Below are 15,131 nucleotides of genomic sequence, written 5' to 3' on the forward strand. Positions count from 1 at the left end.
TTCCATGAAGGCCACCTGCTGGATGGGCCGCAACACCGTCGAGGTCCGGGAGGTTCCGGACCCCAGGATCCTGAACTCCCGCGACGCCATCGTCCGTATCACCTCGTCCGCGATCTGCGGCTCCGACCTGCACCTCTACGACGGCTACATCCCGACCATGGAGAGGGGCGACATCCTCGGCCACGAGTTCATGGGCGAGGTTGTGGAGGTGGGCCCGAAGGTGTCGACCCTGAAGGTCGGCGACCGGGTGGTCGTACCCTTCCCGATCGCCTGCGGCAACTGCACCGCCTGCCAGCACGGCATGTACTCGGTGTGTGAGAACTCCAACCCCAACGCGGGCCTGGCGGAGAAGCTCATGGGTCACGCCCCCGCGGGCATCTTCGGCTACTCCCACATGCTCGGCGGCTATCCGGGAGGCCAGGCACAGTACGCGCGCGTGCCCTTCGCCGACGTGGGACCGATCAAGATCGAGGACGACCTGCCGGACGAGAAGGTGCTGTTCCTGTCCGACATCCTGCCCACCGGCTGGATGGGCGCGGAGATGTGCGACATCAAGCCCGGCGACACGATCGCCGTGTGGGGGGCCGGTCCGGTCGGCCAGTTCGCGGTCGCCAGCGCCTACCTGATGGGCGCCGAACGGGTCATCTGCATCGACCGCTTCCCCTACCGGCTGAGGACCGCCGAGCGCGCGGGCGCGGAGACGCTCAACTACGAGGAGGCCGACGTCCTCGACACGCTGCGGGAGATGACCGCCGGGCGCGGCCCGGACGCCTGCATCGACGCCGTGGGCATGGAGGCCCACCACCCCGTCCCCGCCATGTACGCCTACGACCGGGCCAAGCAGGCGGCCAGGCTGGAGACCGAACGGCCGTACGCGCTGCGCGAGGCGATCATGGCCTGCCGCAACGGCGGGATCGTGTCCGTGATCGGCGTCTACGGCGGCATGCTCGACAAGTTCCCGATGGGCTCCCTGATGAACCGGTCGCTGACGCTCAGAAGCGGTCAGTGCCACGTCCAGCGATACCTGAAGCCCCTGCTGGGAAAGATCCGCAACGGCGACATCGATCCCAGCTTCGTCATCAGCCACCGCATGCCGCTCGAGGACGCCCCGCGCGGCTACGAGATGTTCAAGAACAAGGTGGACGACTGCAACAAGGTCGTTCTCACCCCCTAGCCGGCCCGGCCGACGCTCCGGCCCCCCGGCCATCGGCAGGCCGGTGGTCACGAGGGTGGCGGCCGGGACCAGGGGCGGCGGTCACGAGGCCCGTGGTCACAAGGGTGGCAGGACCGAGGTAGGCAGGCACGAGGCCCGTGGTCACAAAGGTGACGGGACCGGGGGCGGCGGGGCCGGGGCCGGCTCACGGATCGGCGCGATCGCTATCGTGGGCGGGTGCCTCCCGTCCCCCGTGCCCGCCCGCCCCTCTCCCCCCGCACCCGCACCCGCCTGCTCGCCGCGCTCGCCGCCGCCGTGACCGTCGCCGCCGGGCTCACCGTCCGCGCGGTCACCGGCGGCTGGTTCGGCAAGTACGCGGGCGACGCCCTCTACACCGTGCTCGTGTACGCGCTGGTGGTGCTGGTGTGGCCCCGGGTCACACCGGTGCGGGCCGCGATCGGCGCGCTGGTGTTCAGCTGGGCGGTCGAGCTGGCCCAGCTGACGCCCGTCCCCGCCGCGCTCTCCGAGGCGAGCGTCGTGGCCAGGCTGGTGCTCGGCAGCACCTTCGGCGCGGCCGACCTCGTGGCGTACGCGGCCGGGGCCGTCCTCTCCGCGTCGGCCCACACCCTGCTCGGGCGCCGTGCCCGGCACCGGCCGGAGCGGGCGTCCGCCGCGCCCTGAGCATCACCGGGCGGCTCGTATGATTTTCTGACCATGCCAGAAGGACACACCATTCACCGCCTCGCCGGAGAGCACCGGCGGGCGTTCGGCGGGCGGATCGTGCACGCGGAGAGCCCCCAGGGGCGGTTCGCCGCCGGAGCCCTGCGGATCGACGGGCGAGTGCTCACCGAGGCCGACGCCCACGGCAAGCACCTGCTGCTGGGGTTCGACGACGAGCGGTGGCTCCACGTCCACCTGGGCATCTACGGCAAGTACGCCTTCGGTCCGGTCCCCGTGCCCGCGCCGACGGGGACGGTGCGCCTGCGCCTCCGCAACGCGGGCGAGTACGCCGACCTGCGCGGCCCCAACACCTGCGAGCTGCTCGACCCGGCCGGGAAGGCCGCGCTGCACGCCAGGCTGGGGCCCGACCCGCTGCGCGCGGACGCCGATCCCGAGGTCGCCTGGCGGCGGATCAGCCGCAGCCGCGTCTCCGTCGGGGTCCTGCTGATGGACCAGTCGGTCGTCGCGGGCGTGGGCAACATCTACCGGGCCGAGGCGCTGTTCCGCCAGGGCGTCGATCCGTCACGGCCCGGCCGCGACCTCACCCACGCCCGGTGGGAGGCGATCTGGGCGGATCTGGTGCTCCTGATGGCCGACGGCGTCCGGGTGGGCCACATCGACACGGTCAGGCCCGAGCACACCCCGGAGGCGATGGGCCGCCCGCCCCGCGTCGACGGCCACGGCGGCGAGGTCTACGTCTACCGGCGCTCCAGCATGCCCTGCCTCCTGTGCGGCACCGAGGTCCGCACGGAGGTGCTCGCCGGGCGCAACCTCTTCTGGTGCCCGGTCTGCCAGGTCGGCTGACTCCCCCGCGCCGGAGCGGGAAGGGCGGAGGACCGGGATGCGGGAGGCCGCCGTCACCGGCACTCGACCGGTGAGGGCGTCACCCGCCACCCCGGCCGTGGCGTACGAGGCGCCGGGATGGGGAAGGGCCATCGGCCCTGGCTCCGGGAGCACCGGGAGCACCGGGAGCACCGGGAGCACCGGGAGCACCGGGAAGCGCCTCACATCAGGGTTCTGGCCGTCCAGAGTTCGGGGAAGATCTCCCGTCGCATGCTCCGCTCAAGCCAGCTCAGGCCGCTGGACCCGCCGGAGCCCGGCTTGGCACCCATCGAGCGGCGTACCGCCATCAGGTGCCGGTAGCGCCACTCGGAGAACTGCTCGGCCAGGTCGGTCAGCGCCTCGGCCAGCGGGGCGAGCGGGCCGCCGTAGACCTCGACCCAGACCGCCTCGACCTCGGGGTCGGGCTCGTGTTCGATGGCGGGGTCGCGGTCGAGCGCCGAGCGGGGGACGGCGTGGCCCGTGCGGGAGAGGAAGGCCAGGACCGAGTCGTAGAGGCTCGGCCGGTGCAGCGCCTCCACGAGTTCCTCGTACGCCTCGGGGTTGCGGCGGTGCGGCCGGATGAGCGCCTCGGACTTGTTGCCGAGCAGGAACTCCACGTGGCGGTAGAGGGCCGACTGGAAGCCGGAACCCTCGCCGAGGGCGTCGCGGAAGGAGTTGAACTGCGCCGGGGTGAGCCAGCTCAGCGCGGCCCAGGCGGCGTTGAGCGCCTCGAAGTGCCGTACGGTGCGCCTGATCGTCAGGGTCGCGGCGGTGACGTCGTCCTCGTCGAGCTGCCGCTGGGCGAGGAGCCACTCGGTGCGGAGCAGTCCGAAATAGAGCTCCATCACCTGGGTGGTGACCAGGAACGGCAGTTCCTCCGGGATGTCGGTGAGGGGGCGCTGAAGCCCGCGCAGGACGGCGGTGCCCACGTAGTCGTCGTAGGGCGTGCCGGCTTCGAAGCCCAGCGTCGGCAGCCCCTCGTTGGCCTCGGCGCGCGCCTTGCGGTCCTGCTCCGTGAGCTGCTTGATGCCGGTCATCACTCCTCCTTCGTCTGTACACCTCCATCGTGGTCTGTATCGGTCTGTACGGAAATAATGAAAGAAAGGCGATTATTGGATTGGGCCTTCGGAACGGAAGGCATCGAGCAGATCAAGTTACGATGTGACGGAGCGTGACCGTGGACGCGATGGATTGGGCGTTGCTGGCCGAGTTGCAGGACGACGCGCGGCTGTCGTACAGCGAGCTCTCGCGCCGGGTGCACCTGTCGGCTCCGGCGGTGGCGGAGCGGGTACGGCGGCTGGAGGAGACCGGGGTGATCACCGGCTACCACGCCCGGGTGGACGCGGCGCTGGCCGGGCGCGGGGTGGCCGCCCTGATCAGGATGTCGTGTTACGGGCCCCGCTGCGTGCTCCGCGACGAGCAGGCTCTGGCCTGGCCGGAGATCCTGGAGGTGCACCGGGTGACCGGTGACGCGTGCTGCCTGCTGCGGGTGGCCGCCTCCTCGATGACGGCCTTCGAGGAGATGATCGACCGGCTCGCTCCGTACGGCCACCCGTCGAGCATGATGGTGCTGTCCAGCCCCGTCCCCTGGCGTCCCCTGGCATCCCCTGTCCTCCCCCCTGAGCTCTGAGCTCTGAGCTCTGGAGGGCCTTCGCCCGGCGCGCCCGTCACGCCCCAGCGGGGCGCCGTCGGCGGGAGCGCGTCAGGAGGGCTTGCGGTGCTCGGCGACCGCCCCGGCGGTCGCCCGCCAGATCGGTGACGCGGGGTCGATGACATCGAAATGATCGCCCGACATTTCGAGATATGTCACCTGATCGCCTGCCTCCTGGGCGGCTCGCGCGTAGCGACGGCCGAAGTCGACCAGGTCCAGGTCGTCCCCGCCGCCCTGCACGATGAGCTGGGGGACGCCCAGGGGAAGCCGTTCAAGCGGTCCCGAACGCCGGTAGGCCCCGGGCACCTCGGCCGCGGATCCGCCGAGCGCGACGGCGACCGCCCCGGAGCTCATGTGCCTGCGGTCGCCCTCGGCCAGGTCGAGCACCCCCGCCAGGGAGACGGCCAGGGTGACCCGGCGGTCGTCGGCGGCGGCGCGCAGGGCGAGCTGCCCGCCCGCCGAGTGGCCGATCACCACGAGCGGGCCGCGCGCGCTCTGCGCCGCGAGGGCGACGCCCCGGGCGACATCCTCGGTGGTCGCGTCCCAGCCGTGCAGGTCGGGACGGCGGTATTCGAGGTTCCAGGCGGCGAACCCGCGCTCGGCGAGGTCGATGGCGAGCGCGTCCATCAGGTCCGCGCCCCAGATCGAGCGCCAGAAACCACCGTGCAGCAGCACCACGGTGGGCGCCTGTTCCCCGTCCTCGCGCGTCGCCACCGCCGTGGGTATCTGTCCGTTGGTCTCGTACGGCGGCATCGTGGTGGGCGCCTGCCCGACGACCCCGTACGGGGGCCGCATCTCCGCCCACTGGTCGGGGTGGTCGCCGTAGGCGATCCGGTGCGCGGGCCGGCGCAGGCGGTGGACGGCGTGCCTGATCGCCCAGGTCAACCCCCAGATCCCCCGCCCGTGCAGGTGAGTGCCCACCATGCCCCTCGTACCGCCCGCGCCCGCCTCTCCGCCCCCGGACGCCGTGCCACCCGCGCCCGCTTCGCCGCTCGCGGAAGCCGTGCCACTCCCGGACGCCGTGCCGTCCACGAGCGCCGGGAGGGGGGCGTCGGCCTTCGTCAGGTCGAGCCAGACCGCGTCGGGGCGCTCGGCGAACAGGCGGCGGACCTCCGGATCCGGGCCCGGCAGGACGACCAGGACGTCCGGCGACTCCAGCGCCGCCCGGAAACCCGGCAGATCGGAGGTCGCCGACACCGTGCCGCCGAGACCGAGGGCCGCGAACTCGCGATCGGCCACCTCGGTGAGCAGGCGAAGGTCGGCGACCAGACCGGGACCGGTGAGCACGATCACATGCGGATTCGGAGGAAACATCCGCTTATTCTGCCCCATTACGCCGTGTTTACGGCTCGGGGATATATGCCTGGATCAGTAGTTTCTCGGCGTCGTCCAAGTAGATCTCCAGGGCCTGTCCGGCCTCGGCCGCGCGTCCGGCCTCCATGAGCTCGACCAGCTCCAGGTTGCGGGCCACGAAGGGCTCGTGGAAGGCGCGGGGGTTCTTCATGACGTGGAAGACCAGGCGCAGCTCGGCCAGCAGCTGGCGCATCACCTCGTCCAGGCGGGGGCTGCCGTTCAGGGCGGCGAGGTTCTGGTGGAAGCGGATGTTGGCCGTCCCGACGTCCCGCCAGCGTCCCTCGTCGGCGGCGCGGGACGCCTCGGTGACGGCCTCCTTGACGGCGGCCAGGGCGTCACGGGGGGCGTGCGCGCTGTTCCGCACGGCGGCGCCCTCGATCACCCTGCGCATCCGGTAGAGGTCGGCCACGTCCTCGGCCGACAGCACGCGCACGAACACCCCCCGGTTGAGCCGATGCTCCAGCAGGCGCTCGTGACCGAGCAGCCGGAACGCCTCGCGCAGGGTGTTGCGCGAGACCTCGAGCGCCGCGCCTATGCTCTCCTCCGACAGGCGCTGACCTGGGACGAAGAGCCCCTCGGCGATCCGGTCACGAAGGATGTCGGCGACCACCTCCGCCGCGCTGCTGCGCCCGAGACGACCGCGATCGCGCTGTAGCGCTTCGGTGACGTTTTCCACGCCCCCAAGAAATCATCAAACAAACCTATTGTCGAATTGTTGAACGATTCTTATGTTGATGGGGGCCACAGCAAGAAGCTGGCTCACGGGACATCCCCACAAGAAGCTAAGGAGCGCATGCGATGGCAAGCTCCCAGACCAGGCGGGTCATTGTGGCCGGGCTGGTCGGCACCTCCCTGGAGTGGTACGACTTCTTCCTCTACGGTTCGGCCGCCGCGCTGGTCTTCAACAAGCTCTTCTTCCCCACCTTCGAACCGCTGACCGGCACGCTGCTGGCGTTCCTCACCTACGCGATCGGGTTCGTCGCGCGGCCGCTCGGCGGCATCGTGTTCGGCCACTTCGGCGACCGGGTCGGCCGCAAGAACGTGCTGGTGGTGACTCTGCTGCTGATGGGCGTCGCCACCTTCCTGATCGGCCTGCTGCCCGGCTACGCCACCATCGGCGTGGCCGCCCCGCTGCTGCTCGTCACCCTGCGCTTCGTGCAGGGGCTCGGCCTGGGCGGCGAGTGGGGCGGGGCCGTGCTGATGTCCATCGAGCACGGCGACCCCCGCCGGCGCGGGTTCAACGCGAGCTGGCCGCAGGTCGGCGTGCCCGCGGGAAACCTGCTGGCGGCGGGCGTGCTCGGGGTCATGTCCGCGACGCTTCCCGAGGAGGCGTTCCTGTCGTGGGGATGGCGGGTGCCGTTCCTGCTGTCGGGCGCGCTGGTGGTCGTGGGTCTGTGGATCCGCCTGCGGATCGTGGAGTCGCCGCTGTTCGCCCAGGTCGAGCGGGCGGGCGCGAAGGCGCGGATGCCGCTGGTGGAGGTGCTGCGCACGCACCCGCGCGCACTGGTCTCCGCGGGCTTCGCGCGCATCGGTGTGGATGTCGCCTTCTACATCTTCGTGACCTACGTCCTGGCCTACGTCACCGGTCCCCTCGGGCTCGAACGCGGGGTCGCGCTGAACGCGGTGCTGATCGGCTCCGCCTTCCAGCTCTTCCTGATCCCGCTGTTCGGCGCACTGTCGGACAGGGTCGGCCGCCGCCCGGTCTATCTGGCGGGCGTGATCGGGGCCGCGGTCTGGGTGTTCGCCTTCTTCCCCCTGCTCGACACCAGGTCCTTCCCGGTGATCGCGCTGGCCTCGGTCGTGGCGCTGGCCTGCCACGCCGCGATGTACGGGCCCCAGGCGGCCTTCATCGCCGAGTTGTTCAGCACCCGCCTGCGCTACAGCGGCGCCTCCATGGGCTACCAGGTCGCCGGGATCTTCGGGGGCGCCCTCGCCCCGATCATCGCGCTGTGGCTGTTCGACCGGTTCGGCGGCACCCTCGCCATCTCGCTCTACGTGGTCGCCGCGCTGGCCGTCACCACGGTGGGCCTGGCCATGGCTCCCGGGACGCGTGACGACGACCTCCCCGGCACTCTCGACGGCGCCGCCGCCGGAGACATCACCGGAGACGCCGGAGACGCCGAATACATCGCCGGAAGCGCCCGTGACGGCGACCCGGGAACGCGCACGGGGACCGCTTCCCGGGACGCCTGAGTCACCTCCGTGGCCACCGGCCCTCCCCGGCGGCCACGGTTTCCCCCAAAATCCAGAACCACCCGGCTTTTCGGACATCTCACCGAACTCACCGGCCCGCCGACTCGTCAAAGTCCGTTGGAGCACGTTAGGAACCGCCAGAGCCCGCCACGAAGGGAAGCCGGGCGGGCCGGTGGCCGGGGACGGCCATCCCCGGCCACCGGCCTCCGGTGCCCGCCCCCCAAGGAGGATCTACATGTCCATCGGAAAAAGCGTCGCCGCCGTGGTTTTCGCGGTCATCGCGGTGATCGCCCTGATCAGCGTCGGAGGCGGCTTCGAACGCACCGAACCGGGTCAGGTGGCCGTCGTCAGGGACGGCGGCCCGCTGGACGACTCCGGGATCCGGCAGGTCATCCCGCCCGACTCCGGGCTCACCTGGGTCGGCCTGTGGTCGTCGGTGCACTCCTACCCCTCCCAGCAGCGGATCTACACCATCACCACCGACGCCAAGCGGGCCAGCGCCAGCGGCGTGGACGAGGTGACCGTGCCGAGCTCCGACGGGGTGAACCTCGGTATCGAGGGCACTCTCTACTTCACGCTCAACCTCGACCAGGAGATGCTCAAGCGCTTCGACGACAGGTACGGCACCCGCACCTATCTGGGCCAGGACGGCGAGTCCCGCTACGCGTGGGACGGGGACGAGGGATGGAACGCGTTCTTCATCCAGTCCGTGCGACCGGTGATCTACAACGCCCTGCGCAGCCAGATCGGCGCCGCCGAATGCGCCGAGCTGCTCTCCTCCTGCTCTCTGGTGCAGACGACCTCCAACAAGAAGGCCGCCCCCGCCGTCCCCGCCGTCATCGACAGCAATGCCTCCATCACCCGCGCCCAGAACGGCATCAACCAGCTGCTGGAGCGCGACCTGGAGCAGCTGCTCGGCGGCCGTTTCTTCACCGGCCTGCGGTTCACGCTGGTCCGGGTGACGCTGCCGCCCGAGATCCAGGCCGCGGTGAACAAGACCCAGGTCGCCCAGGCGGGGATCGCCGAGGCCGCGGCGCGGGCCTCGCAGGCCGACGTCGAGGCCGAGTCGAAGATCAGGCAGGCCGAGGCGGACGCGAAGGCGTCGGTCGCGCTGGCCAAGGGCGAGGCCAAGGCGAACAAGGAGCTCCAGGAGAGCTACCGGAAGTGCCGTGCCTGCGTCGAGATCGACAAGCTGAACGCCCTCCCCGACGGCATCACCGTCTACGCTCCGGGCAACTCCGACCTCGTCGTCCCGGCGAAGTGAACCCGGCCCCGTGCGCGCACGGGGCCGGACGTACGCGGGACGGTAGGTGTCCGGGCCCGCGCACACGCGAGGCCGTGCTCGCCTGAGTGGGGGCACAGGAACTCTGGGCCTGGGCACACGCGAAGCCGTGCGTATAAGATCACTAAAATGATGGTATGTCCGCTTACCGGAAAGATCTCTAGCCGTGGAACCTCCGAGACGTTAGCGTCTGCGCATGCGCCACGTTGAGATCTCGGGCAAGAGACTCCGGCTCAGGGAAATCACCATCGACGACGTGGACGCCCTGCATGCCGTATACGGTGACCCGACGGCCACCGAGCATCTGCCGTTCGACCCCCGCACGCGCGAGGAGGTCGAAGAAACGATCATCGAGGCGATCAAGTGCTCGGAGGTCGAGCCGCGGCGTCTCTACGTGCTGGCGGTGACCGACCTCGACAACGGCGAGGCCTTCGGCGTCGCCCGGCTGCACATCGAGGCCGACCACCCGCACAGCGCGGAGATCGGCCTCGGGCTCCGTCCCGACCACTGGGGCCGGGGCATCGGCACCGACCTGATCCGGCTGATCCTGACGTTCGGCTTCCGCGATCTGCGCCTGCACCGCATCTGGGGGGCCCGCTCCCCCGCCAACACCGCCGCCCAGCTGGCGATGCTGGTCGCCGGGATGGTCGAGGAGGGCAGGATCAGGCACCACGTACGGGCCCGCGGGGCCTGGCGCGACTCCATCGTGCACTCGGCACTGGAAGACGAATGGGAGGGCCACCGTGACGTCTGATCTGACAGGTTTCCCCGTCGTGAACCGGCCGTGAACCAGCCGTGATCCGGTCGCGGACCGGCCTCGGACCCGCCTCGGAGGCGGGGGACCCCACCCCCGAGGCTCGCCTTTTCAGAATGTTGTGACGGAAATGCTGCCGTTTCCGGTCACGGGAAGTGTCAAATGGCCCTAGAGTCCGCGCATGTGAGCGAGAGTCCCATCCTCCCCGTACGAGGGCGCCCGGTGCGGCCCTCCGGAAGGCACCGCAGGCCGGTGCCCTCCCAGCTCCCGCCCGAGGCACCAGCACTGGTGCTGGCCGCGCTCGGCGACGCCTCCGGCACAGCCGCGGAGCTCGCGGCCCTCATCCGGGGGGACAATCCACAGATCCAGGTCCGCCTGGCCGCGCTCGGCGAGGACGGCAAGGAGCTGACCTCCGAGCTGGAGGCGGCGGCCAGGGAACGCCCCGAGGACGCCACGGCCGCCATCGTGGTGCCGCTGCTGACCGGCCCGCACCCGGTCGCCGACCGGCTGATCTCCGCGGCGGTCGCCTCCAGCAAGGTCTCGGTGACGGTCACCGACCCCCTGGGGCCGCACCCGCTGCTCGCCGAGGCTTTGCACATCCGCCTGTCGGAGAGAAGCCTGGCGCGGGCCGACCGGATGCGGCTGCTCAACGTCTCCAGCCCGGTCGACGCGGTCATCCTCGCCACCGTCGGCGGCGAGGGCGCGGCGGCGGAGGCGCAGCCGACGGCGGTGCTGCTGGCCTCGCGGCTGACCCTGCCCGTCCTGGTCGCCTCCCTCGACAGCGCGCCCGCCGTGGCCGACGCGGCCGGTCGGCTTCGCGACATCGGCGCCCAGCGCATCGCCCTGTCCCCCTGTCTCCTGGGCCCGGAGGCGCCCCCCGGGCTCGCGAGCGCGGCGGCAGAGGAGGTCGGGGCCGAGTGCGCCGACGTTCTCGGCGCGCACGATCTGATCGCGGACCTGGCCGCCCGCGCCTACGGGAGCGTTCTGTCGGCGGATTGATCGATCCGGTGTGACGAGTCCCCTCTGAGGGGTAATGACCTGCGTAGTTGTCAGAGGGGATAGATCATGTTGTTCGGAAAAGAGCACGTCGAGAGATATCAGGCGACCGACGGCGCCGAAGGACACGAGTGGCAGGGCACCACCGCCCTGCTGCTCACCACCATCGGCCGCAGGTCCGGCGAGCCGCGGACCAGCCCGCTCATCTACCAGCGCCACGGCGACGACCTTCTCGTCGTGGCCTCCAAGGGAGGCTCCGACGAGCCGCCGCTGTGGTACCTCAACCTCCAGGAGAACCCCGAGGTCGAGGTGCAGGTGCTGGGTGACCGGTTCAGGGCCAGGGCCCGCACCGCCACGCCCGAGGAGAAGCCGGAGATGTGGTCGATCATGACCGCGGCCTGGCCCGCCTACGACGAGTACACGAAGAAGACCACCCGGGAGATCCCCGTGGTCGTGCTGGAGCGCGTCACGTCATGATCGGCGCCACGTCGGCCGGTGGGCCCCGTACGCGACCGGGGCCGGCCCTTCCCGTACGCGGGCCCGAACCGGGGTGAGGGCCGCTCAGGGCTCCAGCCAGACGTAGCCCGCGAACCTGCCGGTCGTGCCCTCCCTGCGGTGGGAGAACAGGTCGGCGCTCTCGATGGTGCAGCGGGTGTCGTGGGTGATCTCCCCGACGCCCGCCTTGCCCAGCTGCGAGGTGATCGCGGCCCGCAGGTCGAGGGCCGGGGTGTCCTGGCGGGTGATCGACCACGCCTCGGGAAGCATCACCGCGACCTCGTCACGCATCTCGGCCGGGACCTCGTAGCAGGTGCCGCAGGCCATCGGGCCGATCAGGGCGGTCATCCTCGCCGGGTCCGCGCCGCGCCCGGCCATCTCCTCGACCAGGGCCGTGACCACGCCGGACATGGTGCCGACCCGGCCCGAGTGCGCGGCACCGACGAGTCCGGCCCCCGGCTCGGCCAGCAGGACGGGCGCGCAGTCGGCGCAGAGCGCGGCCAGGCCGAGGCCGGGCACGTCGGTGCAGACCCCGTCCAGCGGCGGCGGGTCGTCGCCGAACGGCTCCCTGACGTAGCGGACGTCAGCGCTGTGGACCTGCCGCATGAACACGACCCGCTCCAGGCCGAACTCGGCGGCCGTCCTGGCCCTGTTCGCCGCGACCGCGTCCGGCTCGTCGCCGCACATGCCCCCGAGGTTGCGGCTGCCGTACGGATCGGCGCTGACGCCGCCATGACGATCGGTGATCCTCATCTGAAAGTTCACGGGCCGACCTTACCCGCCCAGGAACCCGGTCCCCGGGACGTTCGTTTCACAGAGACACAGATCCCCCGAGAGATCGCGAGCGTCATGGCCCAGGTTGTGTACGACCGCAAGGAGCAGTACCAGCAGATCGAGAGCGGCCTCATGCCCGGCGAGCAGATCATCGCCGTCTACGACGCCATCGGCACGGGCACCGGTTTCCTGGGGCTCACCGACAGGCGTGTGATCGTGCAGGACAAGTCGTTCGTCGGCAAGAAGGTCGCCATCACGAGCATCCCCTACAGCAAGGTCTCCGCGGTGAGCGTGGTGAGCAACAAGTCGTTCGCGGGCTCGTTCTTCTCGTCGGGGGCCATCGCCATCCACGTGGGCACCCACACCTACGAGGTGGAGTTCCGGGGCGACAACAAGGCGCATCACGTGCACAACGTGATCCTGCATTTCATCACCGCCTAGGAACTCCCTCGCGGAAACCGTCAGGAGACCGGCGTCTCCCCGCGGGCGACCCGCCGGTAGAGCTCCATCGTCCGCTCGGCGATGCGCTCCCAGGAGAAGTGCTCCACCGCGCGGATCCGTCCGGCCTCACCCATCCGGGTGGCGAGGGCGGGGTCGGCCAGCAGCCGGTTGACCCGCTCGGCGAGGGCGGCGGCGAAGGCGTCGGGGTCGCGCGGGGTGCCGTCGGCGGTCTGGTCGATCGGGACCAGCAGGCCGGTCGCGCCGTCGGCCACGACCTCCGGGATGCCGCCGGTGGCGGTGGCCACGACGGCGGTCTCGCAGGCCATGGCCTCCAGGTTCACGATGCCCATCGGCTCGTAGACGGAGGGGCAGACGAACACGGTCGCGTGGGTGAGGATCTGGATCACCTCGGGGCGGGGAAGCATCTCCGAGATCCAGACGACGCCCTCGCGGTCGAGCCCGCGCACGAGCGCGGTCACCTCGGCGGCGATCTCGGGCGTGTCGGGCGCGCCCGCGCAGAGCACCAGCTGGGCGTCGGGGTGGAAGTCGCGCGCCGCGTGGAGCAGGTGGACGAGGCCCTTCTGCCGGGTGATGCGGCCCACGAAGACGACGTACGGTCTGCTCGGGTCGATGCCGTGCCGCTCCAGGACGTCGGTGCCCCGGTCGGGGGCGTACTCGCCGGTGTCGATCCCGTTGTGGATCACCGTGACCTTCTCCGGCGGGATCTCCGGATAACTCGCCAGCACGTCGCGGCGCATTCCCTCGGAGACCGCGATGATCGCGTCGGCGGTGGCCAGCGCGCCGCGCTCGGCCCACGATGACAGTGTGTAACCGCCGCCCAGCTGCTCGGCCTTCCACGGCCGCAGCGGCTCCAGGCTGTGCGTGGTCACCACGTGTGGCGTCCCGTACAGCATCTTGGCGACGTGGCCGGCGAAGTTGGCGTACCAGGTGTGGCTGTGGACCAGGTCGGCACCCTCGCAGCCGGCCGCCATCTCCAGGTCGACCCCGAGCACCTGCAGCGCGGCGTTGGCCGTCTCCAGGCCACCGGGCACCCGGTAGGCCGCGACGCCCTCCTCCGGTCGTGACGCTCCGAAGCAGCGAACCCGGGTGTCGGCGAGCCTGCGCAACTCCCGGGCGAGGTATTCGACGTGAACTCCCGCCCCTCCGTAGACGTCGGGGGGATATTCACGGGTCAGTAGATCCACTCGCATGCGATCAGCCTAGTGTTTCATCCCTGTTCATCAGGTTAAGGTCCACCTATGAGAGTCCTCGCGATCGTGCTCGCCGGTGGAGAAGGTAAGAGGCTCATGCCTCTGACAGCTGATCGAGCGAAGCCTGCGGTGCCTTTCGGGGGGATATACCGGCTCGTCGACTTCGTACTGTCCAATCTCGCCAACGGTCACTACCTCCAGATCGTCGTGCTGACGCAGTACAAGAACCACAGTCTCGACCGGCACATCTCCCGGACATGGCGCCTGTCGGCGATGCTCGGCAACTACGTCACGCCGGTCCCGGCCCAGCAGCGCCTCGGCCCCCACTGGTTCTCGGGCTCCGCCGACGCGCTGTTCCAGAACCTGAACCTCATCTACGACGAGATGCCCGACCACGTCATCGTGTTCGGCGCCGACCACATCTACCGCATGGACCCGCGGCAGATGGTCCGGCAGCACATCGACAGCGGAGCCGAGGTGACCGTGGCCGCGATCCGGCAGCCGCTGTCGCTCGCCGACCAGTTCGGGGTCATCGAGACCGACCCTGCCGGGCGCAAGATCACGGCCTTCCGCGAGAAGCCGAAGGACGCGGTGGGCCTGCCCGACGCGCCCGACCAGGTCTACGCGTCGATGGGCAACTACGTCTTCAAGACCCAGTCGATGCTCGACGCGCTCCGGGAGGACGCGCTCGACCCGACCAGCAAGCACGACCTGGGCGGCAACATCATCCCGATGATGGTGAAGTCGGGCAGCGCGGAGGTCTACGACTTCGCCGACAACATCGTACCCGGCTCCACCGAGCGCGACCGGGGCTACTGGCGGGACGTCGGAACGCTCGACGCCTACTACGAGGCCCACATGGACCTCATCTCGGCGCACCCGGTCTTCAACCTCTACAACAGCCGGTGGCCCATCTACACCGGCCACGATCCGCTTCCCCCGGCCAAGTTCGTGCACAACGACGGCGACCGGGTGGGCAGGGCGATCGACTCCCTGGTCTCCGCGGGCGCGATCGTCTCCGGCGGGCTGGCGGAGCGCTCCATCCTCTCCCCCGGCGTGGTGCTGCACTCCCACTCCCAGGTCGAGGACTCGGTCCTGATGGGCAACGTGAAGGTGGGCCGCGGCGCCATCGTCCGCAAGGCCATCATCGACAAGAACGTGATCATCCCGGACGGCGCCAGGATCGGCTTCGACCTGGAGTACGACCGCAGCCGCTTCGCGGTGACCAGCGGCGGCATCGTCGTCATCGGCAAGAACGAGATCGTCGAACGCTGACCCGGGCCCGC

16 protein-coding genes are annotated in these 15,131 nt (G+C 70.5%); 11 read left to right on the forward strand and 5 right to left on the reverse strand.

All coding sequences use genetic code 11. The annotated features are described in order from the left end of the window. The first annotated feature begins 4 nt into the window (after positions 1-4). The 3 genes from OG587_RS36990 to OG587_RS37000 all read left to right on the forward strand — a co-directional run bounded on the left by OG587_RS36990 (position 5) and on the right by OG587_RS37000 (position 2,677). Complete coding sequence (locus OG587_RS36990; protein WP_329083449.1) at positions 5-1,174, forward strand: zinc-dependent alcohol dehydrogenase; 1,170 nt, start codon at positions 5-7, stop codon at positions 1,172-1,174. A gap of 216 nt (positions 1,175-1,390) precedes the next feature. After that, positions 1,391-1,834 carry a ribosomal maturation YjgA family protein gene (locus OG587_RS36995; RefSeq protein ID WP_329083450.1) on the forward strand — a complete coding sequence of 148 codons (444 nt, stop codon included), beginning with the start codon at positions 1,391-1,393 and terminating at the stop codon, positions 1,832-1,834. Positions 1,835-1,867: 33 nt separating this feature from the next. Next, a complete protein-coding gene (locus OG587_RS37000; protein ID WP_329083451.1) occupies positions 1,868-2,677 on the forward strand; it encodes an Fpg/Nei family DNA glycosylase in 810 nt (269 codons plus the stop codon). A 200-nt stretch (positions 2,678-2,877) separates the two neighbouring features. Here OG587_RS37000 and OG587_RS37005 read toward each other — a convergent pair whose 3' ends face one another. Next, entirely contained in the window at positions 2,878-3,732 is an 855-nt protein-coding gene (locus tag OG587_RS37005) for a tryptophan 2,3-dioxygenase (RefSeq protein ID WP_329083452.1), read from the reverse strand. A gap of 149 nt (positions 3,733-3,881) precedes the next feature. On the opposite strand from OG587_RS37005, the gene OG587_RS37010 reads away from it, so the two are divergent. Continuing rightward, positions 3,882-4,325, forward strand: a complete 444-nt coding sequence (locus tag OG587_RS37010) for an Lrp/AsnC family transcriptional regulator (RefSeq protein ID WP_329094113.1) — start codon at positions 3,882-3,884, stop codon at positions 4,323-4,325. 72 nt (positions 4,326-4,397) lie between these two features. Here OG587_RS37010 and OG587_RS37015 read toward each other — a convergent pair whose 3' ends face one another. After that, entirely contained in the window at positions 4,398-5,660 is a 1,263-nt protein-coding gene (locus OG587_RS37015) for an alpha/beta hydrolase (protein ID WP_329083453.1), read from the reverse strand. 28 nt (positions 5,661-5,688) lie between these two features. Beyond that, positions 5,689-6,375, reverse strand: coding sequence for a GntR family transcriptional regulator (locus OG587_RS37020; RefSeq protein ID WP_329083454.1), 687 nt, complete (start codon positions 6,373-6,375; stop codon positions 5,689-5,691). Positions 6,376-6,497: 122 nt separating this feature from the next. On the opposite strand from OG587_RS37020, the gene OG587_RS37025 reads away from it, so the two are divergent. From OG587_RS37025 to OG587_RS37045, 5 genes are all read left to right on the forward strand, one after another. Continuing rightward, positions 6,498-7,892 (forward strand): MFS transporter, encoded by a 1,395-nt coding sequence (locus OG587_RS37025; RefSeq protein ID WP_329083455.1) that lies wholly within the window; start codon positions 6,498-6,500, stop codon positions 7,890-7,892. A 235-nt stretch (positions 7,893-8,127) separates the two neighbouring features. Then, positions 8,128-9,156 carry an SPFH domain-containing protein gene (locus OG587_RS37030; protein ID WP_329083456.1) on the forward strand — a complete coding sequence of 343 codons (1,029 nt, stop codon included), beginning with the start codon at positions 8,128-8,130 and terminating at the stop codon, positions 9,154-9,156. A 214-nt stretch (positions 9,157-9,370) separates the two neighbouring features. Continuing rightward, on the forward strand, positions 9,371-9,928 hold the full coding sequence (locus OG587_RS37035; RefSeq protein ID WP_329083457.1) for a GNAT family N-acetyltransferase: 558 nt from the start codon (positions 9,371-9,373) through the stop codon (positions 9,926-9,928). A gap of 183 nt (positions 9,929-10,111) precedes the next feature. After that, on the forward strand, positions 10,112-10,927 hold the full coding sequence (locus tag OG587_RS37040) for a sirohydrochlorin chelatase (protein ID WP_329083458.1): 816 nt from the start codon (positions 10,112-10,114) through the stop codon (positions 10,925-10,927). A gap of 66 nt (positions 10,928-10,993) precedes the next feature. Further along, positions 10,994-11,401, forward strand: a complete 408-nt coding sequence (locus OG587_RS37045; protein WP_329083459.1) for a nitroreductase family deazaflavin-dependent oxidoreductase — start codon at positions 10,994-10,996, stop codon at positions 11,399-11,401. An 84-nt stretch (positions 11,402-11,485) separates the two neighbouring features. Here OG587_RS37045 and pgeF read toward each other — a convergent pair whose 3' ends face one another. Next, positions 11,486-12,172 (reverse strand): peptidoglycan editing factor PgeF, encoded by a 687-nt coding sequence (gene pgeF, locus OG587_RS37050; protein ID WP_329094115.1) that lies wholly within the window; start codon positions 12,170-12,172, stop codon positions 11,486-11,488. 96 nt (positions 12,173-12,268) lie between these two features. On the opposite strand from pgeF, the gene OG587_RS37055 reads away from it, so the two are divergent. Further along, positions 12,269-12,634: a PH domain-containing protein gene (locus OG587_RS37055; protein WP_329083460.1), complete on the forward strand. Its 366-nt coding sequence runs from the start codon at positions 12,269-12,271 to the stop codon at positions 12,632-12,634. A 20-nt stretch (positions 12,635-12,654) separates the two neighbouring features. On the opposite strand, the gene glgA is transcribed toward OG587_RS37055, so the two are convergent. Next, positions 12,655-13,845 carry a glycogen synthase gene (glgA, locus tag OG587_RS37060; protein ID WP_329083461.1) on the reverse strand — a complete coding sequence of 397 codons (1,191 nt, stop codon included), beginning with the start codon at positions 13,843-13,845 and terminating at the stop codon, positions 12,655-12,657. Positions 13,846-13,893: 48 nt separating this feature from the next. Between glgA and glgC the strand changes: the two genes are divergently transcribed. Further along, positions 13,894-15,120: a glucose-1-phosphate adenylyltransferase gene (gene glgC, locus OG587_RS37065; protein ID WP_329083462.1), complete on the forward strand. Its 1,227-nt coding sequence runs from the start codon at positions 13,894-13,896 to the stop codon at positions 15,118-15,120. Positions 15,121-15,131 lie beyond the last annotated feature (11 nt).

It is taken from the genome of Streptosporangium sp. NBC_01469 (assembly GCF_036227305.1).
Taxonomy (GTDB): domain Bacteria; phylum Actinomycetota; class Actinomycetes; order Streptosporangiales; family Streptosporangiaceae; genus Streptosporangium.

What these genes read in the sequence shown, in the direction of transcription:
- OG587_RS37025 (WP_329083455.1), top strand. Translation starts at nt 6,498, where the DNA reads ATGGCAAGCTCCCAGACCAGGCGGGTCATTGTGGCCGGGCTGGTCGGC.
- OG587_RS37030 (WP_329083456.1), top strand. Translation starts at nt 8,128, where the DNA reads ATGTCCATCGGAAAAAGCGTCGCCGCCGTGGTTTTCGCGGTCATCGCG.
- OG587_RS36990 (WP_329083449.1), top strand. Translation starts at nt 5, where the DNA reads ATGAAGGCCACCTGCTGGATGGGCCGCAACACCGTCGAGGTCCGGGAG.
- OG587_RS37010 (WP_329094113.1), top strand. Translation starts at nt 3,882, where the DNA reads ATGGATTGGGCGTTGCTGGCCGAGTTGCAGGACGACGCGCGGCTGTCG.
- glgC (WP_329083462.1), top strand. Translation starts at nt 13,894, where the DNA reads ATGAGAGTCCTCGCGATCGTGCTCGCCGGTGGAGAAGGTAAGAGGCTC.
- glgA (WP_329083461.1), bottom strand. Translation starts at nt 13,845, where the DNA reads ATGCGAGTGGATCTACTGACCCGTGAATATCCCCCCGACGTCTACGGA.
- OG587_RS37035 (WP_329083457.1), top strand. Translation starts at nt 9,371, where the DNA reads ATGCGCCACGTTGAGATCTCGGGCAAGAGACTCCGGCTCAGGGAAATC.
- OG587_RS37000 (WP_329083451.1), top strand. Translation starts at nt 1,868, where the DNA reads ATGCCAGAAGGACACACCATTCACCGCCTCGCCGGAGAGCACCGGCGG.
- OG587_RS37015 (WP_329083453.1), bottom strand. Translation starts at nt 5,660, where the DNA reads ATGTTTCCTCCGAATCCGCATGTGATCGTGCTCACCGGTCCCGGTCTG.
- OG587_RS37055 (WP_329083460.1), top strand. Translation starts at nt 12,269, where the DNA reads ATGGCCCAGGTTGTGTACGACCGCAAGGAGCAGTACCAGCAGATCGAG.
- OG587_RS37045 (WP_329083459.1), top strand. Translation starts at nt 10,994, where the DNA reads ATGTTGTTCGGAAAAGAGCACGTCGAGAGATATCAGGCGACCGACGGC.
- OG587_RS37005 (WP_329083452.1), bottom strand. Translation starts at nt 3,732, where the DNA reads ATGACCGGCATCAAGCAGCTCACGGAGCAGGACCGCAAGGCGCGCGCC.
- pgeF (WP_329094115.1), bottom strand. Translation starts at nt 12,172, where the DNA reads ATGAGGATCACCGATCGTCATGGCGGCGTCAGCGCCGATCCGTACGGC.